23 protein-coding genes and 1 pseudogene are annotated in these 24490 nt (G+C 54.8%); 4 read left to right on the top strand and 20 right to left on the bottom strand.

The genetic code is table 11. From position 1 onward, the window contains the following. Nucleotides 1–23 precede the first annotated feature (23 nt). Entirely contained in the window at nt 24–1178 is a 1155-nt protein-coding gene (gene hpxO / locus ACSEMK_RS03525; RefSeq protein ID WP_430915150.1) for an FAD-dependent urate hydroxylase HpxO, read from the top strand. Here the strand turns inward: hpxO and hpxR are convergent. After that, complete coding sequence (gene hpxR, locus ACSEMK_RS03520; protein WP_430915149.1) at nt 1157–2092, bottom strand: LysR family hpxDE operon transcriptional regulator HpxR; 936 nt, start codon at nt 2090–2092, stop codon at nt 1157–1159. The genes hpxO and hpxR overlap by 22 nt on opposite strands. Before the next feature lie 125 nt (nt 2093–2217). Here hpxR and hpxD point away from each other — a divergent pair, with 125 nt between their 5' ends. Together hpxD and ACSEMK_RS03510 are read left to right on the top strand one after the other, a co-directional pair. Then, on the top strand, nt 2218–3255 hold the full coding sequence (hpxD, locus tag ACSEMK_RS03515; protein WP_430915148.1) for a molybdenum cofactor-independent xanthine hydroxylase subunit HpxD: 1038 nt from the start codon (nt 2218–2220) through the stop codon (nt 3253–3255). A 15-nt stretch (nt 3256–3270) separates the two neighbouring features. Then, a complete protein-coding gene (locus tag ACSEMK_RS03510) occupies nt 3271–4239 on the top strand; it encodes a PDR/VanB family oxidoreductase (protein ID WP_430915147.1) in 969 nt (322 codons plus the stop codon). A 39-nt stretch (nt 4240–4278) separates the two neighbouring features. On the opposite strand, the gene ACSEMK_RS03505 is transcribed toward ACSEMK_RS03510, so the two are convergent. Together ACSEMK_RS03505 and ACSEMK_RS03500 are read right to left on the bottom strand one after the other, a co-directional pair. Continuing rightward, entirely contained in the window at nt 4279–4884 is a 606-nt protein-coding gene (locus ACSEMK_RS03505) for a hypothetical protein (RefSeq protein ID WP_430915146.1), read from the bottom strand. 40 nt (nt 4885–4924) lie between these two features. Next, nucleotides 4925–6184, bottom strand: coding sequence for a mechanosensitive ion channel family protein (locus ACSEMK_RS03500; RefSeq protein WP_430915145.1), 1260 nt, complete (start codon nt 6182–6184; stop codon nt 4925–4927). A 224-nt stretch (nt 6185–6408) separates the two neighbouring features. Here ACSEMK_RS03500 and ivy point away from each other — a divergent pair, with 224 nt between their 5' ends. Next, nucleotides 6409–6858 carry an Ivy family C-type lysozyme inhibitor gene (gene ivy, locus ACSEMK_RS03495; RefSeq protein ID WP_430915144.1) on the top strand — a complete coding sequence of 150 codons (450 nt, stop codon included), beginning with the start codon at nt 6409–6411 and terminating at the stop codon, nt 6856–6858. 57 nt (nt 6859–6915) lie between these two features. On the opposite strand, the gene ACSEMK_RS03490 is transcribed toward ivy, so the two are convergent. From ACSEMK_RS03490 to tssF, 17 genes and pseudogenes are all read right to left on the bottom strand, one after another. Continuing rightward, a complete protein-coding gene (locus ACSEMK_RS03490) occupies nt 6916–7503 on the bottom strand; it encodes a hypothetical protein (protein WP_430915143.1) in 588 nt (195 codons plus the stop codon). Beyond that, nucleotides 7503–7835 carry a thioredoxin family protein gene (locus ACSEMK_RS03485; protein ID WP_213797218.1) on the bottom strand — a complete coding sequence of 111 codons (333 nt, stop codon included), beginning with the start codon at nt 7833–7835 and terminating at the stop codon, nt 7503–7505. Before ACSEMK_RS03485 ends, ACSEMK_RS03490 begins: the two co-directional genes overlap by 1 nt. A gap of 74 nt (nt 7836–7909) precedes the next feature. After that, on the bottom strand, nt 7910–8302 hold the full coding sequence (locus ACSEMK_RS03480) for a DUF4150 domain-containing protein (RefSeq protein ID WP_015366584.1): 393 nt from the start codon (nt 8300–8302) through the stop codon (nt 7910–7912). Nucleotides 8303–8312: 10 nt separating this feature from the next. Further along, a complete protein-coding gene (locus ACSEMK_RS03475; protein ID WP_213794037.1) occupies nt 8313–8918 on the bottom strand; it encodes a DUF3540 domain-containing protein in 606 nt (201 codons plus the stop codon). A gap of 11 nt (nt 8919–8929) precedes the next feature. Then, nucleotides 8930–10000 carry a pentapeptide repeat-containing protein gene (locus ACSEMK_RS03470; protein ID WP_430915142.1) on the bottom strand — a complete coding sequence of 357 codons (1071 nt, stop codon included), beginning with the start codon at nt 9998–10000 and terminating at the stop codon, nt 8930–8932. Next, complete coding sequence (locus ACSEMK_RS03465; RefSeq protein ID WP_430915141.1) at nt 9997–12537, bottom strand: DUF2169 family type VI secretion system accessory protein; 2541 nt, start codon at nt 12535–12537, stop codon at nt 9997–9999. Before ACSEMK_RS03465 ends, ACSEMK_RS03470 begins: the two co-directional genes overlap by 4 nt. A 65-nt stretch (nt 12538–12602) precedes the next feature. Next, nucleotides 12603–12983 carry a DUF3592 domain-containing protein gene (locus ACSEMK_RS03460; RefSeq protein ID WP_430915140.1) on the bottom strand — a complete coding sequence of 127 codons (381 nt, stop codon included), beginning with the start codon at nt 12981–12983 and terminating at the stop codon, nt 12603–12605. Between the two features lie 33 nt (nt 12984–13016). Beyond that, nucleotides 13017–13394, bottom strand: coding sequence for a hypothetical protein (locus tag ACSEMK_RS03455; protein WP_430915139.1), 378 nt, complete (start codon nt 13392–13394; stop codon nt 13017–13019). Between the two features lie 168 nt (nt 13395–13562). Then, nucleotides 13563–13856, bottom strand: a pseudogene (locus ACSEMK_RS03450) (phage baseplate assembly protein V); the annotation flags it as partial. 56 nt (nt 13857–13912) lie between these two features. Further along, entirely contained in the window at nt 13913–14296 is a 384-nt protein-coding gene (locus tag ACSEMK_RS03445; RefSeq protein ID WP_047064702.1) for a DUF3592 domain-containing protein, read from the bottom strand. 14 nt (nt 14297–14310) lie between these two features. Next, a complete protein-coding gene (locus tag ACSEMK_RS03440; protein WP_430915138.1) occupies nt 14311–16572 on the bottom strand; it encodes a type VI secretion system Vgr family protein in 2262 nt (753 codons plus the stop codon). Between the two features lie 38 nt (nt 16573–16610). After that, the gene (locus tag ACSEMK_RS03435; protein ID WP_045394304.1) at nt 16611–16985 is read right to left on the bottom strand and encodes a DUF3592 domain-containing protein; all 375 of its coding nucleotides are present in this window, start codon (nt 16983–16985) and stop codon (nt 16611–16613) included. After that, nucleotides 16982–17371: a hypothetical protein gene (locus ACSEMK_RS03430; protein WP_020078763.1), complete on the bottom strand. Its 390-nt coding sequence runs from the start codon at nt 17369–17371 to the stop codon at nt 16982–16984. The genes ACSEMK_RS03435 and ACSEMK_RS03430 overlap by 4 nt, the downstream gene beginning before the upstream one ends. 94 nt (nt 17372–17465) lie before the next feature. Further along, nucleotides 17466–18890, bottom strand: coding sequence for a serine/threonine protein kinase (locus ACSEMK_RS03425; protein WP_129242710.1), 1425 nt, complete (start codon nt 18888–18890; stop codon nt 17466–17468). 24 nt (nt 18891–18914) lie between these two features. After that, entirely contained in the window at nt 18915–21527 is a 2613-nt protein-coding gene (tssH, locus tag ACSEMK_RS03420; protein WP_271032537.1) for a type VI secretion system ATPase TssH, read from the bottom strand. A gap of 49 nt (nt 21528–21576) precedes the next feature. Then, the gene (gene tssG, locus ACSEMK_RS03415; protein ID WP_430915137.1) at nt 21577–22620 is read right to left on the bottom strand and encodes a type VI secretion system baseplate subunit TssG; all 1044 of its coding nucleotides are present in this window, start codon (nt 22618–22620) and stop codon (nt 21577–21579) included. Further along, on the bottom strand, nt 22617–24488 hold the full coding sequence (gene tssF / locus ACSEMK_RS03410) for a type VI secretion system baseplate subunit TssF (RefSeq protein WP_430915136.1): 1872 nt from the start codon (nt 24486–24488) through the stop codon (nt 22617–22619). The genes tssG and tssF overlap by 4 nt, the downstream gene beginning before the upstream one ends. Nucleotides 24489–24490 lie beyond the last annotated feature (2 nt).

Raw genomic sequence — 24490 nt, 5'->3', positions numbered from 1 at the left:
ACAACACACCTAAGGGGAAGACAATGAAAGCAATCGTGATTGGCGCGGGAATCGGCGGGTTGAGCGCCGCGGTGGCGCTCCGTAACGCAGGCATCGCATGCGAAGTGTTCGAAGCGGTAAAAGAGATTAAGCCGGTTGGCGCCGCGATCTCTATCTGGCCCAACGGCGTCAAGTGTATGAACCGCCTGGGGATGGGCGAGATCATCGACGCTTATGGCGGCCCGATGCATTATCTGGCGTATAAGGAGTATCAACGCGGGGAAACACTCACCCGCTTCAGCCTAGCGCCGCTGGTAGAACGTACGCAGGGCCGCCCTTCGCCAGTGTCGCGAACTGAACTGCAGCGCGAGATGCTCGATTTCTGGGGGCGTGAGCAGGTGCAGTTCGGCAAGCGGGTCACCCGCGTGGAAGAACATACCGACGGCGTCACCGTCTGGTTTACCGATGGTAGCGAGGCGCACGGCGATATGGTCATCGCCGCCGACGGCAGCCATTCGGCGCTGCGGCCATATGTGCTCGGCTATACGCCGGAACGCCGCTATGCCGGTTACGTTAACTGGAATGGTCTGGTCGATATTGATGAGTCCATTGCTCCCGCCGATCAGTGGACGACGTTTGTCGGCGAAGGGAAACGCGTGTCGCTGATGCCGGTGGCGGGCGGACGTTTCTACTTCTTCTTCGATGTGCCGTTGCCGGCCGGGTTAGCGGAAGATCGCCTCACCCTGCGCGACGATTTAACCCGCTACTTCGCCGGCTGGGCGCCGCCGGTGCAAAAGCTTATCGCCGTACTCAACCCGCAGACCACCAACCGGATAGAAATTCACGATATTGAACCTTTTGATAAGCTGGTGCGTGGCAAGGTGGCGCTACTGGGCGATGCCGGGCACAGCACCACGCCGGATATCGGCCAGGGCGGCTGCGCGGCGATGGAGGACGCGGTCGTGCTGGGTAATGTACTGCGCGACAATAGCGATATTGTCACCGCGCTGCGCCAGTACGAAGCATTGCGTTGTGAACGGGTGCGTGACCTGGTGCTCAAAGCGCGTAAACGCTGTGATATCACCCACGGTAAGGATATGGCGTTAACCAAAGCCTGGTATCAGGAACTGAAAACGGAAACCGGCGAGCGTATTATCAACGGCTTGTGCGAAACCATTCAGGGCGGGCCATTAGGCTGAGAGTGAGCAGCGCTACGCATCTCCTCCATCACCAGCGTTAGTTTTTGAATCGCCATTTGCGCCGGACGAGATAGCTGGCGCGATGGCGCGGTGCATAGCGCCAGGGTCAAAGGTCGCAGCAGCTTATTACGTAGCGGCACAAACGCCAGCGAACCGTTGTTTACCTCGTCCTGCACGTCCAGCAGGCTCAGGACCGTCACCCCGCCGCCTTTAAGCACCAGCGATTTAATCAGACGAATATCATTGCAGCTAACGGTGTTGGGCGGCGAAAAATCATAATGGCGATAGAGCATTGCCACCCGGTCATGCACTATTAACGGCGCGCCGGGAATAATATGCCGTTCATCGCTAAGTTCCCCCAGCGAGATCGCGGGCGCGGCGGCAAAAGGATGGTGCGGATGCAGTACCACCCCGACTTCCATTTCAATAAACGCCAGTACGTTGAGACCCGCCTGACCTTCAGGATCGAGGATCAGACCAAAATCGACATCGGACTGACGTACTCTGTCGCTGATGCTCTGGCTATCGGCGACCTGCAACATCAGTTCCAGCCACTCGCACTGGTTGATAATCTCTGCCAGCGCCGCGGCAAAACTCCCTTCGGCCAGCGCCTGCACCATACCGACATTCACCGTTCCGCGTTTTAGCCCCTGCAGTTCATCAAATTTCTGTTGGGTCACGCGAAACTCTTTTTGCCAGCGCAGCAGATTGTCATACAACAGCTCGCCTGCGGTGGTCATCCGCAAACCTTCCGGCAGCCGTTCAAACAGCGGCGTGCCGAAGGACGCTTCAGCCTGCAGTATCTGGCGGTTAATCGCCGAAGCTGAAATATGCAGTTTTTCCGCCGCCCGGCGCAGGCTGCCGCTGCGGGCCACTTCCATAAAATAGCGAGCAAAGCGTGAGAAAGGACTCATCGGTTACCTGTACTGATTTTTGCAACGGGTAGCTGAATTAATGCTGATGGATGTCAACACCCTACTATGGCAACAATTAACTCACAACAATTAAACAATCACTTTAGCCATCAGGAAGCAAAACGATGAACAGACAACCGCTCACGCCCCCTGCGCATTGTACCTTTGAACCCCAGGACTGGCTGCGGCTGGCAAAATGCTGGCATCCGGTGGCGCGTAGCGAGGATATCGGCCCGCAACCGGTGAAGGCCACCCTGCTGGATGAAAAACTGGTTATCTATCGCCTGCACGAACGAGTCGTGGTCGCCCGCGATGTCTGTCCCCACCGCGGGGTACCATTGACGTTAGGTTTTCATGACGCAGAAGGCATTATTTGCCCTTATCACGGCCTGCGCTTTGGGGAAGATGGCCGCTGTAACCGAATCCCCTCCAGCCCAAATCAGCCGATACCGGCGAAATTAAATCTGACCTGCTACGCGGCGGAAGAACGCTATGGTCTGGTGTGGGTGTGTCTCGATTATGATGCTGACAATCCCCCGCGGTTACCGACCATGCCGCACTGGGCAGACGACGGATTCCAGCAACTGACCTGCCCGGCGTTTGAGGTCAATGGCTTTGCAGGCCGTCAGGTTGAAGGGTTTCTTGATGTGGCGCATTTTGCGTGGATCCATACCGACACCTTCGCCGATGCGGAGAATCAACAGGTTTCTGACTACCTGCCTGAGGAAACGGAAAACGGGTTTGTCGTCGACTACTGGAGCACGGTCGGCAATTATCCGGCAAGCGCCGGCTACCGCGCTCCGGAGGGTTTTCAATGGCTACGTCGCTTTGAGATGCATCTGCCCTTTACCGCTACCCTGACGATTCATTTCCCCGGCGAAGCCCGACTGGTAATAATGAATGCCGCCTCGCCCGTCTCATCACGGGTCACGCGAATGTTTGCCCCTATCGCCCGCAATTTCGACCTGCATGTGCCGGTGGAGGAAGTCTACGCTTTCAACCTTCGCGTGTTCGAAGAAGACCGGCTGATGGTTGAAAGCCAGCGCCCGGAGACGCTACCTCTGGATCTTACCCTGGAAGCACATATTCCAGCCGACCGTAGCTCAATTGCCTACCGTCGCGGCTTGAAGCGGCTGGGTTTCGGTGAGTTTTTCCTGGTCTGAGCAAGGAGTTATACGATGAGTACTCTAATTGAGGTGGTTGTCGATGGTCTCTGGCGTGAAGGAGAACATAATCTGGCGGTCAGGCTGGTGACGCCTGACGGCGACCCATTACCCGCATGGCAGCCCGGCGCCCATATCGATCTGCATCTGGCGAACGGCGTGACCCGTCAGTACTCACTCACCGGGAGCCATCGCAGGCTGGAACGTTATCTGATTTGCGTGGCGCGATCGGCAGAGTCGCGCGGCGGTTCGCGCTACATCCATGAGACGCTGCGACCGGGTCAGAGGCTGATGATTTCGCTACCACGAAACCAGTTTGCCCTACAGACGGCGCGACATGTCACCCTGCTGGCCGCCGGGATTGGCATTACGCCGCTGTATAGCATGGCGCGGGCGTTAGCGGCGCAAGGAAAGCCATTTACCTTGCAGTATTACCTCAACCGCCTTGAAAACGGCGCCCTGGTAGCCGCGATTACCCGCAAGCTGGCACCTGAAAACGTGAGGATTTATAGCTCAGCTAAAGGCGAGAGCCCGCGAGAAAATTTGCCTGGAAGGTTGAGCGTTCCTCATCGTGAAGATCGGCTTTACGTGTGTGGGCCGGCGGGATTTATGGCCGCCGCGCGCCAGGCGGCGGCGATACAAGGCTGGCATGCTGAGCAGATCCATGAGGAGGCGTTTCAGGCGTCAATGCCCGCCAACGACGTTCGGCAGGAAGAGTCGTTTACGGTGACGCTCGCCTCTTCTGGCCAGTGCTGGCCTGTCGCCGCCAATCAAACCATTGCGCAGGTATTGCAGGAAAATGGTGTGGCAGTGCCGCTCTCCTGTGAGATGGGGATTTGCGGCGCCTGTCTGACCAGGGTGGTTGAGGGAGAGGTGGATCATCGTGATACGGTGCAGTCAGCAGCAGAAAAATGCGCCATCGTGCAGCATGTCGCGCTGTGCTGCTCCCGCAGCCGCAGCACGAATCTGCTTATTGATTTATAAAATAAGGCCAGGCTAAAACTGGCCTGTTGCCGCCCTTTTCTAACGTGAAGCGCGGCGCAGCGTCTGGCGCTGAATATTAAGCTGTTTTCGCCAGACCCTGTTATGTAGATAAAGGGCGTTTGCACGGTAAAAAGTCTGGCTATTAATGCATCGGATACCGCCTAAAATGAATACTAGCCCCAGCACGGCGCTAATGAGAAATCCTGGTTTTAGTCCGGCGCCGAATAATGCCCCCAGGCAAACAGAAAGAAAATAAACAATCGCAAGCAGACTGCTAAAAGCCATCAAAGCCAGTGATAATTTAAGCGCCAGAAAATTGCCTCTGGCAACGAAGTACATCGTCAGAACCATTATCAGACTATAAATTAGCGATACAGGCACAATCGCCGCCATCACGGCATACTGCGGCAGCCCAAATAGCTCGAACACCGCCAACCAGAGATAAGGTTGAGCCAGGGCAAAAGCGAACATACTCAGAATCATAGCCCCTACCAGCGGTATTCCTGACATATGCCAGCCGACCGGAATACCCATCCGGTCTTTTAATCTGTCTTTAAGCTTTTCAAGCAGCTGCGGATCGTTGGTTTTTATTCTGTCCCTGACGGCCGCACTGAGCAGCAAACTGTATTTAATGAACTTCAGCATCCTCTGAACATCCTGTTGCCGAGATGGATATACGCGCCAATTATGGCCCTTCCGTTGAAGACGGTGTCGTAGTCCGTGAACTGTTTTCCTGCGATAAGCGCCAGAAATCATGCCCGGCGGGATACTGGTAAAGACGCAGTGAAAACTGCCCGGCCACGGCGGTAATGTATTCAAAAATAGCGGACTGAGTGTTCTCGTAATCCATCCATAACGTCGAGGAGGTAAAGCAGTAGATTTCCAGCGGCAGCCCGGACGGCGACGGTTTTAACGTTCGCGCCACGATGTACATATCTTTAACGATATCTGGCCGTTCGGCGAGATAGCTCATCAGGTAATGGCGAAACAGCGTCAGGTTAGTCAACCCGTTATCAATAAACCAGCGATCCGCGACGCCGCCCGGATCCCGGCCATCCAGTAATTTACTGAGCGGTTCACTCACCCCGCGGATTGCCAGCACCGGGGTTAACATCTCCTGATTCAGGAAGGTCACCGAGTGCTGATCGATATTAATACTACGCATGATCCGCCGTGCGCCGGACGAGAACATCGCCTGCCAGTTGGTATACGTTTCTGTAAGGAAATTCTTGGTCGGAATACGCGAAATGGTGTTGTCCCAGTTACGGATAGTAATGGTATGCAGCGCGATATCCGTCACTTCCCCGCTCAGGTTCTTGTCGGGCATTTCGATCCAGTCGCCCAGTTGCAGGACATCGTTGGACGATAGCTGGACGTTGGCCACCAGCGACAGCAAGGTATGTTGAAACACTAACATCAGCACCGCCGCGACGGCGCCGAGGCTGGAAATGATAATCACCGGTGATTTATTCGACATCACGGCGAGGATCATAATTGCGGCCAGAATGTGAACTAAGATTTTGCCTATCTGGATATAGCCTTTGATGGAGTGGTTTTTGCGCTTGGTCTTACGCAGATAAGAGCTATTGACGATATCCAGCATTTCGTTGAAGAAGATCGACAGAAAAATAAAAAACAAAATTCCGCAGATGGTATTAATCGCCGTTACCAGCGATGCCGGCATATTGGGCATAAACTGCAGAACGTAGTAGACGATAATAACCGGAATGAAGTTTGACAGTTTCTCGGCGATACGGCGGTCTTTTTCCAGCGGTACGTCCTGCTTATGGCTGGCGAAGAACACCTTGCGTATCACTTTAATCAGCAAAAACTTGCACAAAAGATGGGCAAAGATGCCGGAGACGACCAGCAGAATAAGGTTAAAGCCGATCGCTAATGCCGGATTACTTTCAATAAACGTCAACAGATGATTCAAATACGCCATGCGTTATCGCCTGAATAAATATGCCCTTTTGTATTAGCCCTTCACTCTCGGCTATTAATACAAAAATTTAACCAATGTGCATCATGACATGTCAAAGCCGGATAAGTCCACGCTTTGCGCGGGCGATGACATTCATTGTATAAATATGTTCATTTGCATTAATGATGCTCTGCGCCCACTATTAAGGGGCCCGAAATGAGGACATATCAACTCCAGGAGGAAACATGTTCAAAGCACTTGCCGCCATCGTCGCACTCACCGCATCCGCCAGCGTTATGGCGCAAAGTGATGTCACGCTGACTTCACTTGCCAAAGATAATGCGACCAAAGCGTCGTTCAGCCAGATGGTGAAAGGCCATAAACTCCCGGCCTGGGTTAACAGCGGCGGTACCGGTTCTCCGACACAGACCGTGAAACTGGGCTCTGAGTCCTGGCAGGTATTAAGCGCCTGTAAACCACACGATTGCGGAAGCGAACGTATCGCCGTGATCTGGTCGGAAAAATCCAAACAGATGTCGGGCGTTTTCTCGGTGGTTGATGAGAAGACATCGCAGGAAAAACTGACCTGGCTTAACGTCAGCGATGCGATGTCGATTGATGGCAAAACCGTGCTGTTTGCCGCGCTGAGCGGCAGCCTTGAAAACCATCCTGACGCGTTTAACTACCCGCAATAAACAAAATCCCTGGCTATCCGTTGATAGTCAGGGGTTGCTCACCGTCTTCGCCGCTCTCTATCTGCGCTTCTGACGTAGTTTGTCCGCGAGAAGAGCCAACCGCTGGCTACGACAATAAATCGCGAACAGCACGAATCCCTGGCGGTTAAATATTAGCCGGCAACACAGTAATGCCAGCGCGGCGAACGCCAGCGGCCAGAGACTTTCACCTGCGCTAACCATCGCTCGCAATGCTTGCGCCGCCGTTGACGCTGAGAGGAGAAGAAATAGCGCCAGAAATCCCTTCAGCCCGAGGGTATAACCGCGAGCCAGCAACACGCCGCTGGTCAACAGAACAATAACCACCATAAGCGCTGGTACAAAGAAACTCACTACCCGTATCGGCGCAGAGAATGGCGGGAGCGTCTGCAAAAATGGTAGCAAATTGAATGCAAAAGCCACTAAGAACAGTGGGAATAGCGCGGCGACCGGAAATGGGTTTTGCCGGGGACGTTCGCCAGGTGGTCGCGAAAAGTAGCGTTCAAGTTCTGGCGTAGAGTGATTCAGCAAGCCGGCGTCCCGGCGTGCAATAGCGCGGTCTATCTCCCGACCATGCTGCAGGAGATCGTAGAAGACGGGCCCCACTATCGGAGAAACTATCGACATCAGATGAGGGCCTGGGCGCGAATTATCGCTGCCAAAATAGTGCTGAATGTTTGTGGGCCGCTGAGACGCTCCACCACCTGACCATCGCGGAAAACAAGCGTATTGGGTAACCCCCAGACGCTATATTTCGCCGCCAGCACCGGAGCCTGAACGACATTTACTGTACCGACTAATACATCAGACGGTAGCCGGTCTGCCGCCTGGAGAAAAAGACTTTCGCTGCTTTGACAAGGGCCGCACCACGGCGCATGAAAACGCACAACAGCCACGCCGTTATAGCGTTCAACTTGCGAGAAATTGTCTTCATTCCACTGAATAACGCTCGGATTCATTTTGACCCTTATAACTCTGCACAAAAAGTGATTCAGTTGGGCGATTGTAATCGTTTTCTCGCATAGCCGACAGCTTACGGCGCCAGCATCAATACCTTGAACTGGCTGGGGACGATGCGCATACCGACCGCATTTGTCGAATTTTGCAGGCTAACGCTGGTTAGACGCGTCGCCGGCGTGCCTTTCAGCAGCACGGTAAATGCGCCAGTCAGATGACGCGACGGCCCCATCACCGTACCAGACGCCACCCCGGTCGCCACGCCGGGGTTATCGCCGTTGGTGAGCGGCGTCACCGTCGCCATATTGTGCGCGGGCATGCCCATAAACAGAATATTGAGCGCGTTAGGGATCGCCGTCGGCCCCAGCGCGATGTCCGGATAGGGAATCGGTGTCGGCGCCGGCATCGGCGTCAGACAGACGTCGGGGAAAGCTAAATCGACACCGAATAGCTGGCAGTTGGCAAACATGATTAGCTCCTTAGCCCATGTGGATCTGTTCTGAATCGACTTTGGTGATCGCTTTTGAGGTGATAACCGTATTGTGCGCATGCAGGCGGGCGTAATCTTCCGCTTTCATATCCAACTGCCCGGCGCGCACCTGCTCGGTCTGCCGGGTAGTGCGCAGCAGATTGTGGCTAATTTGCGTCACCGTTTGCCAGACCGATTCGGCGCGTTTGCCAACAATACGTGACAGTGTCACCCATGCCGAGAGCTTATCGCCGCTGTAGTTCATCTCGCTGATATGGCAGTCCCCCTGCGCGGCATTGACGCACAGGCGCTGACCGCTGAGGCTGAGTTCCCCCTGGCTTTGAATATGCAGGTCACCCGGTACGCTGAGCTCCGCCTGGCGGCTTTCATCACGCTCCAGCACCGCTAACAGCCAGATCTGGTTGTCCACGCTGCTGATGAGTACGCGATCCCCAGCCTGCGGCGCGATCAAACAGCTGGCCGCTCGCCGACAGTGCCAGCCGCGCCCTTCGCTCTCGACGGTCACGCTACCGTCGGCAAAGCAATGGGTCACCGTGCCGGAAGCCTGCGCCGGCGGCATCGCCGCCTGGGCCAGTTTGTGATTAATGGTTGTCATCTGTTGTCTCCTTAACAACGGCTGTGGCGCTGGGCGCTCCACGCCTCAGCGGCTAATAACTCTTCATCGTATTCCAGGATCCCCTGGCGGCCGGTAAACAGCGCTTCGTCCTGACGGGCGCGATGCAGCCGGGTGCGGGAAAAGGTCGCGCCGCGCAGATCCGCCTGGCGCAGGTCGGCGGCGGAAAAATCGCTCCACGTCAGATCGCAGAGCGCGAATCGCGCCCCGGCGGCCTGAACCCGCTGTAAAACGCTCTGGAACAACCTGCTCTGGCTAAAGTCGGCCTGCTCCAGTATCGCGCCGACAAATATCGCCTGGTCGAACAGGCTGCCGCGACACTGGGCGCCGCGCAGATCGGCCTCCATAAACAGCGCCTGGCTGGCGTTCACCTGATTGAGCTCTGCTTCACGCAATGACGCGCCTTTGAAATTGCACTGGGTTAGCCGGGCGCCGTTAAACTTCGCGCCGTCCAGCGGACAATCGGTGAACTGGCAGCCGGTAAAACCCTGCCTTGAATAGTCTTTGCCGCGCTGATCGCACTGGAAAAACACCAGCCGGTCGCACTGCATTCCGTCCAGCGCGGTGTCCCGCAAATCAATATGGTAAAAGGTGGTCAACAGACCGCGGCTTTGCGCAAAGCTGACGTGAGTCAGGTCAGCCTCATAAAACACGCTGCGTTCCAGCGTTGAACCGCGAAAACGGCTCCTGCTCATCTGGCAACGCATAAACTGGCTGCTTTGCAGCGTCGTCGCCGAGAAATCGCTCTCTTGCAGGTCGCACTGATTAAACACGCAACTATCAAGCGTGGTTTCGGCGGCCTGAAGATGGGCCATTTCACACTGATTGAAGGTCGTCTGCTTAAGTTGGGCGCCTTGCAGCTGCAGGTTCTGCAGCTGGCACTCGGTAAACAGGGTTTCATGCAGATTGGCATTTTGCAGATTAGCGCCGCGTAGCGACACCTCCTGAAACAGACCGCCGGAGAGATCGCAGCCCTGCAGGTTGATACCATCCAGCGATATTTCATTGAGTGGCTCGCCGTTTTTGATGCGCTGAACGATCTCCTCCGGGCTCAGTATCGTCATATCACTTCTCCATCGCGCTTCGGCAGGGTTTTAATGCGTTTGGTCCATGCGCCGTCCAGCCGCGTGGTTTTACTGGTAAAGGATTGCGAAAGATCGGCGCGGAACAGATTGGCGCCTTCGAAATTGGCTCCGGCAAGCTGGCTTTTTTGCAGCAGCGCACCCATCAGGTTGGCGTCGGTAAAATCGGCCTCGCGAAAATCGGTGCGAACAAACAGACTGCCGACCAGATTCGCGCGCACAAAGCTGGCATCACGGCAATCGGCCTCACTCAGATCGCTGTTTTCGATTTTTGCCAGCGCAAAGCGCGCGCCCTGTAATGGCGTCTGGCGCAAATTGCTCTGCTGCAGCGTCGCGTGGCTGAAGTCGGCGCCGATAAGTGAGCATTCCGAAACCGCAGCGCTGGCTAGCCATGTTGCAGCGCTAAAATCAGCGCGCTCCGCTATGGTCTGCACCAGCGAACAGCTTTCCAGCGTCGCCTGGTGGAAAATGGCATGCTCCAGTTCAGATTGTAAAAACGAGCATTTGTGCAGCCGCGCGTGGCTGAAATCAGGTTGTGCCAGCGTCAGTTCCATAAAGACGCAGCCATCCAGCTCGGCGCGCTGAAAACGGCAGTCAATCAGGCTAATTTCCCGAAGGATTAGCGTTTTTAGCGTCGCGTGATCGAAAATGCATTGCGCAAACAGCGCGTTCTGTAGCTGACTATCTTCAAAGCGAGCGCCGGTGAAGTCGCTTTGATGGCACTCCGCCAGTACCAGGCTGGAGCCGCTAAAATCACAGTTACGCAGCGACGAATGCTGTAGCTCCGTTCTGGCCAGCACGGCCCCCTGAAAAGAGGCGTTATCCAGCTGACAGTGGCTGAGGTCCGCGCATTCCAGTAACGCCTTTTCAAAATTGGCGCCGCGAAAATCCATGCCGGAAAAATCAACGCCGGTCAGATCCATCCCGCTAAAATTGCCGCCCTGCGCCATGGTACGCTCGGCGCGTTGGCGCAGGATCATCGCCAGATCGCCCTTCAGCCGGACCGCCGGCGGCTGATGCTGCACCGCGGCCAGGTACATCTGATGTAGCGCCTCGCGCGTTTGCGCGCGCTTTTTCTCACTCAGTTCCTGCTGGTGCTGATGAAGCATCTCCTGCATCCGGTGCATGGATTCGGGGCCGCGCGGTTGGTTTTCATCGTTATTCAACTGCGGATAGTGCGCCTCCATCTCACGCTTGCGCTGTTGTGCATCATTCTCCATTTCCTGCGCCTGACGCTCCATGTCGGCGATAAACTCCGGCAGGTCTTCAAGCTTAGGCAACGTGGGTTCGTCGATATCCGCCAACAGGCTATCGATATCACCGCCGCTGGCTTCGATGGCGGCGCGGTGCTGTTCACGCAGCAGACGGGCGCGGTTTTTCATATTCTCCTGCTGCGGACTCGGCGACTGTTCAATTTCAAAGTCGATCCACGGGCCGATGGTCTCTTCCGGTATGAGATCCTTTTCGCGGAAGGAGAAGAGCGCGCCCTTCTCTTTATCCATTCGCTGGGCCAGTACCTTGCGATAGTGATTAAGCGAACGGGCGGCGCCCTCTTTTTCCAGCGCCGGGATCAGCTGCAGGACGTCGGCGGCATCGTCTTCATTGATACGAATGTGCCCCTGCCAGATAAGCATCATCTGTTCCCGATGGGGAAAGAACCATACCGTGGTGGCGCGTAAGGCAATTTCTTCGAATAGCGTTTCATCCGCGCGCTGGCGATGAATAAAACAGCGAGCCTGCCACGGCGGCAACTGGCCCTCCTGCATTGATTTCTCAGGATGCATATTCCAGATCCGCCATTTCGCCCCTGGCGGCAAGGTATCCCGATCCTCCCACCATTGATCCGAACTGGCGGCGTTAAAGACTTTCCAGTCAATATCGCGGGCAAAACCGGGAAACTCCTGTTGTAGCCAACTGGCATCATATTTTTTGCCCATTCGGCTAAAGCGCCGCGGCCACTGGATATCCAACGGGCCAAAACTTGCAGGCTGCGGTTTCTGCTGCGGCGAGCTTACTCTTCCCTCCAGCGGTTCAATATTCGGCAGAGGATGATGCTCGCGCCCCTGCTGTTTTACCGGCGCGACACCAAGACCGTGCGGGTTGTCGGCATAATCACCGCCGCCAAAGGCGCGGCTCCAGTCGAGGCGCATTTCGCTGAACGGCTGCGGTCGGGTCATACGTTGCCCCGTCCACTCGCGATCGCCGAACACCACCAACGACTTACTCAGTTTGTCGATATCGATGCGCGCCACGCAGGCGCTTTTTTCCTGCTGATGATGGGTATAGGCAAAACCGGTGGCAAGAAATTCGGCGCGGACTTTAGGGATGGCCATATCCACCACGCCGCCGCTGGTTTGCAGTTCGTCGGCGGCAAGCTGCCACAGTTCCATCTCGGGGCGCAGCTGCGGGTTTGGCCCCATATCCGCCAACGCCAGCACCGAAACGCCAAGATAATTTTTGCCCTGCCAGCGGAATGGCCGGTTCAGTACGCTCAGGCGTAAGGGTTTAATGATTTTCATAGGAGGTCTTTGTACGTTGCTGAGTAATCAGTGAAATGAAACTCGTGCATGGGAAAATAGCGGGATTACAAAAAAAGCGGCCTGTCGTATAGCGCAATTCTCTGCGGGTTCGCCGGATCGTATTTAATCGTTGTGCCATTACCCGGCTTAAAACGCTCAATGTCGCTGAAATTCAGGGTGTGATTCAGGCTAGCCTGGACTTCCACCTGCTCGCGGGTCTTAAATTTAAAGGTGAGACGATAGACCGGTTTACTTCCGCTCCAGGCGCTGGTCTGGTGTGCGGCAATGATATCCGCGTTGACCGCAATCCCTGATTGCAGGACCTCACTGTGGGTGAAACTATCCTTTAAATACGGATAAACATCCTGATAAAGAAAACGGGCCATGGGATAGATACCAAACACCAGGACAATCAGCCCCATGGCGACAAAAAAGAGTATATCCATCGTGACAAGCCTTATTTGCTCATGGCTTACAATTTAATAATTGACAGCAATAACCGCGATCTTTACAGGCGTGTGATTACTGTACTTTACTGATAATAACATTCCTTTCTTTAATTTATGAATGTCATTGGGTCTCACAATGCCTTTCGCAATGTATTTTTCCACAGAGCCGTTTATATTCGCACTAAAATAGAAATCATAAATATAATCATTGCCATACTTTGTTTCTGTCTGACGCCATGATTCTACCGGAACCTGGATTGTTTGACCGGGCCACTTATCTCTCGATAACCAGTTTTTAATTGCTGAGACTTCAGTTTTATTCGGTTTGAATGCAGCAAATGATATACCTAATGCTATGATTGTCATCACAATGCCAAAGATAAAAGATGGTTCCGTGATAACATTCATAGGGTTGCATCCGTGCTATTAACAAAAACCATCATCGACAATTTACTCCATATCTCCAGGAACAAGGTGGACTTTTTCAGGGGCACCTGGGAGGTAATATATACGGACTGTATTTTTTTCTGCCAATTTTAACCATTTCTTCCGGAGTTATAAAACGACGAGCTTGTGTAATGAGATCTTCATATCTTTCTCTGAATGCATCTCGACGGATTCATTGCCCGGATTATCTTCGAAGAACAAGAAACTGCTGTTATCAATATTCCCATCCTTACTCTGTGTCATAAAGCCCATCCGGGTGGCGTCGCCGGGGAGATCCGATGGTGGCATGCTGGCTTCATTATACACACGTCCGGTGACGATCGGGCGGTCAGGATCGCCGTTGATAAAATCAATGACCACTTCATTGCCGACGCGGGAAATTTGCACGCCGCCAAAGCCCTGGCCTGCCCAGGCGCTCGATACGCTATATTAAATTTCAAAAGCAGTACTCGATGAAACTACTTTTGCAAGGCTTTTAATTACCCAAGAATTATCGGTTTTTCCTGAATGGCGATTTTTTCTGGTTTTTCAGGATCATATTTTATAGTCACTTGATTGCCTTCTTTGTAATTTTCAATTTCTTTAAACGTTAATGCTTTCAATAGTGAGGATTCAATTACCTGGCCAGTCTCAGTATTGAAACGAAGAGTTAGCTTATATATTGGTTTGTTTCCCGTCCAACTGCTTGTCTGGAAAGTTTCGACAATATTAGCATTAGCGACTATGCCATTTTCTAAAACAGCATCCTGTGAAAAGCTATCTTTGAGATATGGATATACATTTGAATAAAGAAATCTCGCCATCGGGAATACGCCAAATACTAACGCAATTATGGCCATTGTTACATAAAAACCTGTGCTCATTTTCTTTCCTGCTTTCATAAAAATAAAGTTAACATTTTAGACGATAAAGACAAAGCACCAGATTTTATGACTGCCTTTATTTGTCTAATTTCCATTGCTTTATTGCTATAGCCAAATGTATTGTGTGAGACCGAGACATTGCTGTGCGATAGTGAAACACCGGTCCTGGATCCAGACATACCTGTAACACTTTCGGATGCACCAGTCATACTAAATGAGTTCCCTGTAAAACTTTCATTCAGGGCTGTCGCTGAGATATTGTGGAATTTTGGCTCAAATTTTGCCTTTGGTGCTTTCATATTAATAGCGGCACCACTGGTGATATTAATTTCTTGTGGGCTAAAAATTGTAATCGAGCCTCCTTGTACCGTTTGCGACCAATTTCCAGTGTTAACCAAAACATTTAACCCACCATCAATTGTCTCTTTTTTTCCTGATGCAGTAATTACCGTCTCTTGTCCATTTTCGTATGTTTCAGTTATCTTATCAGTGACATGGTGTAACTCTGTGCCTTCTATTTTGGTGTCTCGACCGTCTTTGATATTAACTGAATCACCACCAGAGATAATGTTTAATTTTCGTCCGTTTTTAATAGTTTCTGTTTGACTATTGTTAAAGATGGTTGTTTCTTCTTGATCCACCTGAGTAGAGCGTTTGGCGCGATAATAAAATGAACCATCACCAGTAACATCGTCTTTTTGTTCCTTCATTATTGATGTAGTTCGATTACCATCTATTTTAACCGTCTTATCATTCTCTACCGAGATCTTCATATCTTTCTCTGAATGCATCTCGACAGATTCATTGCCCGGATTATCTTCGAAGAACAAGAAACTGCTGTTATCAATATTCCCATCCTTACTCCGCGTCATAAAGCCCATCCGGGTGGCGTCGCCGGGGAGATCCCATGGCGGCATGCTGGCTTCATTATACACACGTCCGGTGACGATCGGGCGGTCAGGATCGCCGTTGATAAAATCAATGACCACTTCATCGCCGACGCGGGGAATTTGCACGCCGCCAAAGCCCTGGCCTGCCCAGGCGCTCGACACGCGAACCCAGCAGGAGCTGGTGTCATCGCCTTTGGCGTGGCGGTCCCAGTGAAACTTAACTTTGATGCGGCCATACCTGTCGGTCCAGATGCTTTCCCCTTCAGGCCCGACAACTTTCGCCGTCTGCGGGCCATAGGTGCGCGGCCAGTCGGTTACCTGCGCCGGGCGATAGACTACCGAAGAGGGGATCACTCTAAAATGGATTTGGTGCGAGATGTCGCTATTGCCGCCGCTGGCGTAGCTGTTCTCTTCAAACAAGTAATCTGCGGCGGTCGTCAAATATTCGCCGTTATCGCTAAAGAATGGCGCATTGGTTAGGGTAAATGTTGCGCCGGGAGCGATGCCTACCGCGGTGGCGGACGCCTGGATCTGCTGATGTTCTACCTGCCAGCGCTCCTGGCGGATACGCGCGTAGAATTCACCGTGTCCGTGATCGACAAACCGCCCCGGCCAGTCGTACACGTCGATACTGCCCGGCGAGGGCGATGCCGGGTTCTGCCGCGCCTGAAACAGCCAGGCGTTAGGTTTACGGAAATCATAGTCATCGAGGCTGTAAATCCCCGGCGTCACGCTATCTTCCAGCGCCCACTGACCGATCCCCTCTTCAGTTGTAATACCGCCCGATGCCGTCTGGTGGTAGGGAATGGTTTCATAGCCGCTTACCGGTTGATGCTGGGTGGCTGAATCGGTCATAACCATCGTATGTTTACCCGCCTCGTGGCGGAAATGGTAGGCAATCCCCTCCAGCTCCATCAGGCGGCTGATAAAGGCAAAACTACTTTCCTGATACTGGACGCAGTAATCCCAGACGCGGTAACTGCCGTTCAGCTTATCCTCAACGTTGACCTGATATTCGCTCAGCAACGTATTGATGATCTGCGGTACCGTCTGCCCCTGGAATATACGCAGGTTGCGGTCGCGTTTCATCGGCCATAAGTCGGGTTCAACGGTCAGTTGGTAAGCGGCGTAGCGGATACCGCTCAGTTCAACGGCGCTCACCGCCACGCGGGTAATTTTACCGTTGAAATAACGCGAACTCAGCGCGTTTTGCGTCGGAATGGTCACGGTGACCGGCTGGCCAAGCAGCTTGCTGCGATCCAGACGCGCATCGCTGCCAAGCAGCGTTAAGCTGAGCTCGAACATTTCCGACATGGCTTCATGTCCGCTGAGTTTCCAGAAAAGCAGCCCCTCAACGGGGAGCTGAACGGTGATCCTGTTAGACATAATATTATTCCATTCAGGGAGATACAGTTTGTGCAGCGCTAGCTGCGCGTTAACAGTGGGTTCGGCAGATCGACCAGCACCTGTTGCGGGTCAAGGCGCAAGTAGCGTAACGGAATCGGCTTTCCCGGTTGAAAGTTTTGGATACGCGTAATATCAATAACGATATCCCGCTGACCGGTCAGCAATTCACCTTTTTCGTTAACGTAATTAAAATCGACGCTAATATTAATAAACCCGGAATTACCGCCCGAGCGGCTTCTCACATTTGTGATGGTGCCAGACACCGCAACGCCATCATTGTGGATAGCCGCTTTGATTTTTTTATTTTTCGCATCGCGAATCAGTAATGACGCAAAAATATAAATAAACAGTAGGACCACGGCCAGAACGATTACGTTAGTAAAAATATTCATCTTCCACTCGTCAGTTTTGGCTTATCGTTAATATCTCTTACAAACACAATGGCGTTATCTTTTGGCTCGAGTTTTGCCTCATAAGTCACTCCGACCTGCCAGGCATCGAGGGTAATTAGCAAAACCGTTTCCTGGTGCTTTTCCACAAGCCACGTTTTTCCATTATTTAAATCCTGTACCCGCAGATCCATATCAATGACAGGATTGTTGTTGATAAATAATCCGGTTTGCCGCATTGCGAGTATCGTAACCTGGATATCGTTCCCGTTTTCGATAATCCGCTGCTCTCGCCGTTGCGAGTTTTTTACTATGCGGTTGGCAAGGTAAAAGCCGATGAAAATAATAACAAACGTCAATACTGCGTTGATAATCCAGCCTGGGGTCATTAAACACTCCTTGTTGATCAGTGATATCTCGCTAAATGATTATCCCACCCGCCGTGCATTGCTGGCGAGTGGATTTCGCTCTCAATTGCGCCATCTAGCTCGATGGATTAATAAGCCAGGTTCCCGGTTTGGCGATCTCCAGCGTCTGCTCGCGGGTTTGTCCATTACCCTGCAGGGTAATTTCATAATGCCCCGGCGCCAGCTTCAGCGAGGCGAAGCCGTTTGTGGCCGGTTGCGTATTATGTGGTTCGCCATTGAGTTTGAGCTTTTCCCCTTCCCGCATGCGCACGTAAACCTGAGCAACAGGCGCCGCCGCGGCGGCAGGTTTACTCTCTTGAACGGCAACGGGCGGAGCGGGCTGCGCGTTAGCGGTCTGCGTTGTTACAGGCGGCGTAACTGCCGCTGGCGGCTGGGTGCTGGCGCTCTGTGCTGGTTGCGCCTCGCTGCCGCCGCCGCTGAACAGCATACCGCCGGCAATAATGCCGACCAGTACGCCTGCGGCGACCATCCCCGGAACCTTATAGCGCCGCCAGTCTGTCGCGGCCGGCGCCTGTTCTTCCTCTTCGACCAGCGCCAGCATGGTGCCGGTTTTTTTGACCGACAAGACGTCATCGATACTGGACACCGGCATTTCAATCAGCTCGGCAAACGCGTCGATTGACTGGGGACGATCTTCCACCCGCAGCGCCAGAGCTTTATCGACCGCCTGTAGCAGCGGCAGCGAGTAACCCGCCGGCTTCAGTTCCGCCAGCGGCTGATAGTTGTCCTGAATACTCCGCACCACGCTCACCGGCGGCGGTGAACCCACGATCAGCGTATGCAGCACCGCGCCGACGGCATAAATATCGGTCCAGGCGCCCTGTTCGCTGTCATTATCGTCGGTATACTGCTCGATAGGCGCATAACCCGGGCGCAGCATAGTTTCGGTTTCGTCGGAGAGATTACCGATGGTCCGGCGCGCCGAACCGAAATCAAGTAGCACCGGCAGGCCGTTATCCTGGATCTGGATATTTTCCGGTGAGATATCACGATGCAAATAGCCGGCGTCGTGAATGGTTTTAATGGCGCCGAATAGCATCGGCAGCATCCGGCGGATCCATGCCTCATCGATGAGGTTTGGCTGCTGTTCGCGCAGGCGGCTCAAAGTGGTGCCGCTATAAAACAGCGTGCCCATATAGGCGGTGTCGTTCTGAACCCAAAAGCGCAGCACGTGCAGCAAGTTGGGATGATTAAAGCGCGCCAGCAGCCGCGCCTCCTGGATAAAGCTGTTTAATCCAGCGGAGAACGCTTTGCTAAAGCGCTCGCTACGCAGTACCAGGGTCATATCTTCGTTACGTACCGCTAGCGATGAAGGCATAAACTCTTTAATCGCGATGGTACGTTCCAGCTGATGGTCCCAGGCGCGATACACAATGCCGAAACCGCCGCCGCCAATCACTTCCTTTATTTCAAATTCGTTAAAACGATACCCGACCGGCAGCGCGTTCAGGACAGTCCGATTGTTTTCGTGATCCGTCATCTTAAGACTCACTTTCTGATGGTGTTACGCGGCAAACTGACAATGAAACTCGCCTTGCGCATAGCTGATGCGCAGTTGCGTAAACTGCTCATCGTTACGGTTGGCGGTTAACAGAATTTGGCTCATCTGCGGCAGCAGCGTGTTGGTCAGAATCGCATCGACCATACGCCCGCCGGATTCCACTTCGGTACAACGCTGAACCACCTGCTCGACGACGCTGTCGTCAATCTCGCAGACAATGTTGTGATTGTCCTGCAGACGGCGCTGAATACGCGCCAGCTGCAGGCGCACGATTTGCCCCAGCATCGCATCGCTCAGCGGGTAGTACGGCACCACCAACAGGCGGCCGAGCAGCGCTGGCGGGAAGACCTGTAACAGCGGCTGACGCAGCGCGCCGCTCAGCGCTTCCGGCTCGGGTATCAGATCCGGGTCGGCGCACATAGCGCTAATCAGCTCGGTACCGACGTTAGACGTTAAAATAATGATTGTATTGCGGAAATCGATATGGCGGCCTTCACCGTCTTCCATCCAGCCTTTATCAAACACCTGGAAAAAGATTTCGTGCACGTCCGGATGCGCCTTCTCGATTTCATCCAGCAGCACCACGCTATACGGGCGGCGACGCACCGCTTCAGTCAGCACCCCGCCTTCGCCGTAACCCACGTAACCCGGCGGCGCGCCCTTCAGGGTCGAGACGGTATGCGCCTCCTGGAACTCACTCATGTTGATGGTGATAACGTTCTGTTCGCCGCCGTACAGCGCTTCCGCCAGCGCCAGCGCGGTTTCGGTCTTACCCACGCCGGATGGCCCGCAAAGCATAAAGACGCCGACCGGCTTATTGGGATCGTCGAGCCGCGCGCGTGAAGTGCGCACACGTTTGGCGATCAGATCCAGCCCGTGGCGTTGGCCAATCACTCGCTGGTTGAGCGTGTCGGCCAGGCTCAGTACGGCGTCAATTTCATTTTTGACCATCCGCCCCAGCGGAATGCCGGTCCAGTCAGCGACCACCGCCGCCACTACGTTCTCATCTACCGCCGCGAATAGCAGCGGCATCTCACCCTGCAGGGTTTTTAGCGCCAGCTGTTTTTCATTAAGCGTCTGGCGCAGTGCCGGCTGGGCGTCGTCATCAGCCTCCTGCAATTGCGCGCGCAACGCGATGACTTCATCAACCAACGCGCGTTCCTGCTCCCAGCGACGACTCAAGGTATCGCGTTCGGTTTCCTGCTGCTGACGCGCCTGCTTGAGTTGCTCAATGCGCTGAGCATCGCCAATCGCCACCCGGCTCTCGCGTTGGGCAATCTCCAGTTCCACATCCAGGGCGGCAATGCGCTGCAGGCAATCTTCCAACTGCGGCGGCGGCGCGCTTTGGCTGACGGCGACGCGGGCGCAGGCGGTATCCAGCAACGCGACCGCTTTATCCGGTAATTGCCGCGCGGGAATATAACGATGCGACAGCTTCACCGCCGCGTTGACAGCTTCATCAAGCAGCAGCACCCGATGGTGTTTCTCCAGCGGAGATACGGTACTGCGCAGCATCAGCAACGCTTTCTCTTCATCCGGCTCGTGGATTTGCACCGTCTGAAAACGGCGGGTCAACGCCGGATCTTTTTCAATATATTTTTTGTACTCCGCCCAGGTGGTCGCGCCGATAGTACGTAGCTGTCCGCGCGCCAGCGCCGGTTTCAGCAGGTTCGCCGCATCGCCGGTGCCCTGCTGGCCGCCTGCGCCTATTAGAGTGTGGATCTCGTCGATAAACAGCACGATCGGCGTCGGGCTGGATTGCACTTCGTTAATTAACGCCTGAAGACGGGCTTCAAATTCGCCTTTCATGCCCGCACCGGCCTGCAGCATGCCGATGTCCAGCAGCCACAGCTCAATATTACGCAACGGCTGCGGGACATCGCCTGCGGCGATCCGCCGCGCCAGCCCTTCCACTACCGCGGTTTTACCGACGCCGGCTTCCCCGGTCAGCAGCGGGTTGTTCTGCCTGCGCCGCATCAGGATATCCACCATCTGGCGGATCTCTTCATCGCGGCCAACCACCGGATCGATCTTGCCCTCCTGCGCCCGCAGCGTCAGGTTCTGTCCGTACTGGGCCAGCGTACCCTGCGCCGTCGGCGTCGCGCCCGTATTGGCCGTCTCCACCGCCGCCTGCTGGCTCTCTTTACTGGCGGCCAGCAGCGTCTCAAAGCTCTCGCTCAAGGCATCGACATTGATTTTGCTAAACTGCGGCGAAATGCCTTTCAGAACGTTAGCCAGATTCCAGGTTTTCAGCAGCCCTATTAACAAATGGCCGCCGCGGATGCGGTTGACGCCATATTTCAGCGAGCCATAAACCCACGCGCGTTCGACGGCGCTATCGATATGCTCAGAAAGGTCGGAGACCGAGCTGGCGCCGCGCGGCAGCGCATCCAGGGCCGCGATGATATCGCGGGTCAGCGCCTGCTCATCAAGGGCGAAATGGCGGATAATGTGTTGCAGATCGCCGTCCTGCTGCTGCATCAGCTGATGCAGCCAGTGCACCAGCTCAACGTAAGGGTTACCGCGCAGTTTACAAAAGGCGGTTGCGCTTTCCAGCGAGGTAAACAACAGCGTATCCAGTTTGCCGAAGAGTACGGCACGGCTGATTTCTGACATGTTCGGTTCCATTGATAACATTAATAAAGGTGTCAGAGAGCAGACGACATCAAGCGTCGCTCTGCTCCACGCTAAACACTAAATCGCCACGCGGCGCGGGGGCTGGCTGGTGGCCAAGCCAGGTGCTGTAACCCAGTTTGCCGTCGCCGCTGAGGACCGTACCGGGTATTTCATCGCCGCGGATAAGTACCCTGACATCCCATGCATATTCGATCCCAAGATACTGACGGATCCAGTCGCGTAATTCGTTCACCGCGTTTTCGCCCGGCAAAAAACGGGCGTATTCGGCGGCGCTAAGCGGGCCGATTTCAAGGCGGAATTTATGCTGAACATCGCGTACCGCGACGCCGAGAAACGCCGAGACGCCCAGGCGAGGTAAACGCCTTCCCGCCCCCAGTTGCGCTTGTTCTCGCGAGGTCAGCGGCATCCATTGCGGCACGTTGCTGATAATGTTGACCGGGACTTTGAAGTAATTTCGCAGGATCTTCTCCAGCCCTTCCGGATCCCGACCATGGCGGCTGAGATGGCCTGCGTGGGTGAAACGCGCATGCGGGCTCAGGTCGCCCTTCTCCAGTTGCCCCGGCTGGCCCATGCCGATGAGTGAGGCGAGATAGCGCTCAAAGCGGCGGTTGTCCGCACGGTCTAACGATACCGTTGGCTGCGCGTCGGCCCAGGCGCGGTAGAACAGCAGCGTCAGGCGGTGATGAAAGAGATCGGCAAAAGCGCTCAGGCTGTCGTCCTGATGATGATGAATACGCTCGCGGGCGTATTCGGTCATATGAACCGGCAGCGGGCCATTGGGGCCGAACAGACCGAAGCTGAGAATCGATATCTCATGCACCGCGCTATTTGCCCGTTTTTGCGCGCTGGCCAGCGTCGCGGGGGCAAACCCCATTGATGGCGTTTGCCCGATGCGCAGCGATTCAAATTTCGGCAGCGGCGCGCGCCCAAGCGGGTAACGTTCGCCCCCTTGCGCGTCAATGCGGCGCAGCAGATGAAAAAGATCGTAGCGCCAGGGCGCGGCGGTAACCTCGCGCCAGAAAACGTCCGCCAGCGGCGTCAGGCGATGAATGGTAGCCAACGTCGCACTCATATCAGCGCCCTTTTCCCCATTCGCGGCGCCCAGTAACCAATTTCGCCGCGCTGCTGGCTACATAAGGTGAATTCGGTAAAGCTGTTGAGCGACACCAGCCGGGCAAAGACCCGTTCCAGTACGCTGCCAAACAGCCACGGGCTGGCGCCGGAAAAAGCACGTTCATCAACGGTTAAGGTAATGCCGATACCGCGGGCGAAGACGATCGGCCCCGGCTCCGGCACCCGGCGATGAACCGGCTCCAGCACGCAGTGGCGTACCCCTTCGATTTGGCGGGCCACGGCGGTCTCCGCCAGCCCGGCATACAGCCCAAGCAACTGGCGCAGCGCCGCGGCGCCTTCGCCATTTTCACCGTCCATCAGGCTGAGATAGTTCATCTGCAGCTGGCTTATCAGCCGCCAGGTGCTGAGCCCTTCCGCCAGCGCCGGTCGCGGCGGCGTCGGGCCGCTACGCATTTTCAATGTTTTTACCGGTAGCGAATCCGCCAGCACGAATTGCCCCAGCTCCTGTTGTAGCATCAACGGCAGATCGCGGCTGGTGCACAGCACCTCGGCGGTGATGTAACGCAGATCTTCCTGCCACGGCGCATGCTGCTCATCGACCAGTGAGACAAAGGTCTCAGAGCCGGTATAGCCGGTACGCGTGCCATAGCGCAGCGCGTGTTCGGAAAGCACCCGCTGTTCGCGGCGCAGTGAAAAATAAGCGCCGTAATCTCCGGCATCCTTGCTCCATGAACTCCAGAATGGACGGAACTCGCGATCGTCGCGGTGACCATCGGCACTGCCGTGAATTTTACTCACCGAATAGATTTCATAATCCAGCGGGCGGATGTTATCGACCACCAGATGGTATTCATGTTGGCTGTCGCTCAGCGACTGGCGGGCGGCGATTTTCGGAAACAGGTTAATCACCGGCGTGCAGTGCAACGCGAAGTGGTTAGCTTCCACCACTTGTTCCAGCCGGTCGTCGGTTTTATCCAGCAGAACAATAATATCGAAGGATTTTTCGTCCTTGCACTGACCGATTAACTTGCTGAGGCCGTTAATACTGATAAAGCGGAAGCGCGCCGGGAAGGCAAAGTATTCGTGCAGCAACCGGTAGCCGTCAAAATTGCGAAGATCTTCCGGTAACAGCGCCTGATTGGCGGCGAAACCCTCTTGTTGGATAGCCTCTTCGCTCAGCGAAAAACGCAGCGGATCGCGCCCGGTGGTCTGGCACACCACGCCGACCTGGTGGGCAAGAATCAGCTCCAGCAGGCGTAGCGCCTCAATATCCGGGCCGCTTAAGAAAAACGCCAGCCGGTCAAAGGTCAGATGGCCAAGATGTTGAGCCCCTTCACAGCTGATACGTAGGCGCAAAGCGCTGACGGCGCCGCGCTGGCTTAGCCCAAGCGCGGCCAGCGGCACATCGGCGGGGATCCCGCCGAGTTCGGCTTTCTCAATACGCAGCGGCAACAGCGTGACATCGTGCGCGGTGGTATAGCTACAGGTGACGCCGTTTTTCTTCAGTACCTGGCTGTCCATCATCGTACCGCGTGGTACCACGAAACCTTTACTCAGATCGCCCTTATTGATGTCCGGCTGCAGTTCGGCTATCGCCATCGACGGCGTAGGCGCCAGATAATTGGGCGCGATCATCTCCAGCAGACGTTGTGAAAAGCGCGGGAACTCGGCGTCCATTTTTAGCTGGACGCGGGAAGTCAGAAAGGCGACCCCCTCCATCATCCGCTCAACGTAAGGATCGGCGACCTCAATACCGCGCATGCCCAACCTGCCGGCAACCTTCGGATAGCGTTCGGCGAATTCAGCGCCCATCTCACGCAGATAGGCCAGCTCACGGTTGTAATATTCAAGCAGTTTGCCTTCCATCG

Origin of the sequence: Klebsiella sp. K-3, from assembly GCF_051207495.1 — a bacterium.
Lineage (GTDB): Bacteria > Pseudomonadota > Gammaproteobacteria > Enterobacterales > Enterobacteriaceae > Klebsiella > Klebsiella aerogenes.
Note: the sequence above shows the minus strand (reverse complement) of the source record. Positions and strands in the feature narration are given on the sequence as shown.

What these genes read in the sequence shown, in the direction of transcription:
- hpxO (WP_430915150.1), top strand. Translation starts at nt 24, where the DNA reads ATGAAAGCAATCGTGATTGGCGCGGGAATCGGCGGGTTGAGCGCCGCG.
- hpxR (WP_430915149.1), bottom strand. Translation starts at nt 2,092, where the DNA reads ATGAGTCCTTTCTCACGCTTTGCTCGCTATTTTATGGAAGTGGCCCGC.
- hpxD (WP_430915148.1), top strand. Translation starts at nt 2,218, where the DNA reads ATGAACAGACAACCGCTCACGCCCCCTGCGCATTGTACCTTTGAACCC.
- ACSEMK_RS03510 (WP_430915147.1), top strand. Translation starts at nt 3,271, where the DNA reads ATGAGTACTCTAATTGAGGTGGTTGTCGATGGTCTCTGGCGTGAAGGA.
- ACSEMK_RS03505 (WP_430915146.1), bottom strand. Translation starts at nt 4,884, where the DNA reads ATGCTGAAGTTCATTAAATACAGTTTGCTGCTCAGTGCGGCCGTCAGG.
- ACSEMK_RS03500 (WP_430915145.1), bottom strand. Translation starts at nt 6,184, where the DNA reads ATGGCGTATTTGAATCATCTGTTGACGTTTATTGAAAGTAATCCGGCA.
- ivy (WP_430915144.1), top strand. Translation starts at nt 6,409, where the DNA reads ATGTTCAAAGCACTTGCCGCCATCGTCGCACTCACCGCATCCGCCAGC.
- ACSEMK_RS03490 (WP_430915143.1), bottom strand. Translation starts at nt 7,503, where the DNA reads ATGTCGATAGTTTCTCCGATAGTGGGGCCCGTCTTCTACGATCTCCTG.
- ACSEMK_RS03485 (WP_213797218.1), bottom strand. Translation starts at nt 7,835, where the DNA reads ATGAATCCGAGCGTTATTCAGTGGAATGAAGACAATTTCTCGCAAGTT.
- ACSEMK_RS03480 (WP_015366584.1), bottom strand. Translation starts at nt 8,302, where the DNA reads ATGTTTGCCAACTGCCAGCTATTCGGTGTCGATTTAGCTTTCCCCGAC.
- ACSEMK_RS03475 (WP_213794037.1), bottom strand. Translation starts at nt 8,918, where the DNA reads ATGACAACCATTAATCACAAACTGGCCCAGGCGGCGATGCCGCCGGCG.
- ACSEMK_RS03470 (WP_430915142.1), bottom strand. Translation starts at nt 10,000, where the DNA reads ATGACGATACTGAGCCCGGAGGAGATCGTTCAGCGCATCAAAAACGGC.
- ACSEMK_RS03465 (WP_430915141.1), bottom strand. Translation starts at nt 12,537, where the DNA reads ATGAAAATCATTAAACCCTTACGCCTGAGCGTACTGAACCGGCCATTC.
- ACSEMK_RS03460 (WP_430915140.1), bottom strand. Translation starts at nt 12,983, where the DNA reads ATGGATATACTCTTTTTTGTCGCCATGGGGCTGATTGTCCTGGTGTTT.
- ACSEMK_RS03455 (WP_430915139.1), bottom strand. Translation starts at nt 13,394, where the DNA reads ATGAATGTTATCACGGAACCATCTTTTATCTTTGGCATTGTGATGACA.
- ACSEMK_RS03445 (WP_047064702.1), bottom strand. Translation starts at nt 14,296, where the DNA reads ATGAGCACAGGTTTTTATGTAACAATGGCCATAATTGCGTTAGTATTT.
- ACSEMK_RS03440 (WP_430915138.1), bottom strand. Translation starts at nt 16,572, where the DNA reads ATGTCTAACAGGATCACCGTTCAGCTCCCCGTTGAGGGGCTGCTTTTC.
- ACSEMK_RS03435 (WP_045394304.1), bottom strand. Translation starts at nt 16,985, where the DNA reads ATGAATATTTTTACTAACGTAATCGTTCTGGCCGTGGTCCTACTGTTT.
- ACSEMK_RS03430 (WP_020078763.1), bottom strand. Translation starts at nt 17,371, where the DNA reads ATGACCCCAGGCTGGATTATCAACGCAGTATTGACGTTTGTTATTATT.
- ACSEMK_RS03425 (WP_129242710.1), bottom strand. Translation starts at nt 18,890, where the DNA reads ATGACGGATCACGAAAACAATCGGACTGTCCTGAACGCGCTGCCGGTC.
- tssH (WP_271032537.1), bottom strand. Translation starts at nt 21,527, where the DNA reads ATGTCAGAAATCAGCCGTGCCGTACTCTTCGGCAAACTGGATACGCTG.
- tssG (WP_430915137.1), bottom strand. Translation starts at nt 22,620, where the DNA reads ATGAGTGCGACGTTGGCTACCATTCATCGCCTGACGCCGCTGGCGGAC.
- tssF (WP_430915136.1), bottom strand. Translation starts at nt 24,488, where the DNA reads ATGGAAGGCAAACTGCTTGAATATTACAACCGTGAGCTGGCCTATCTG.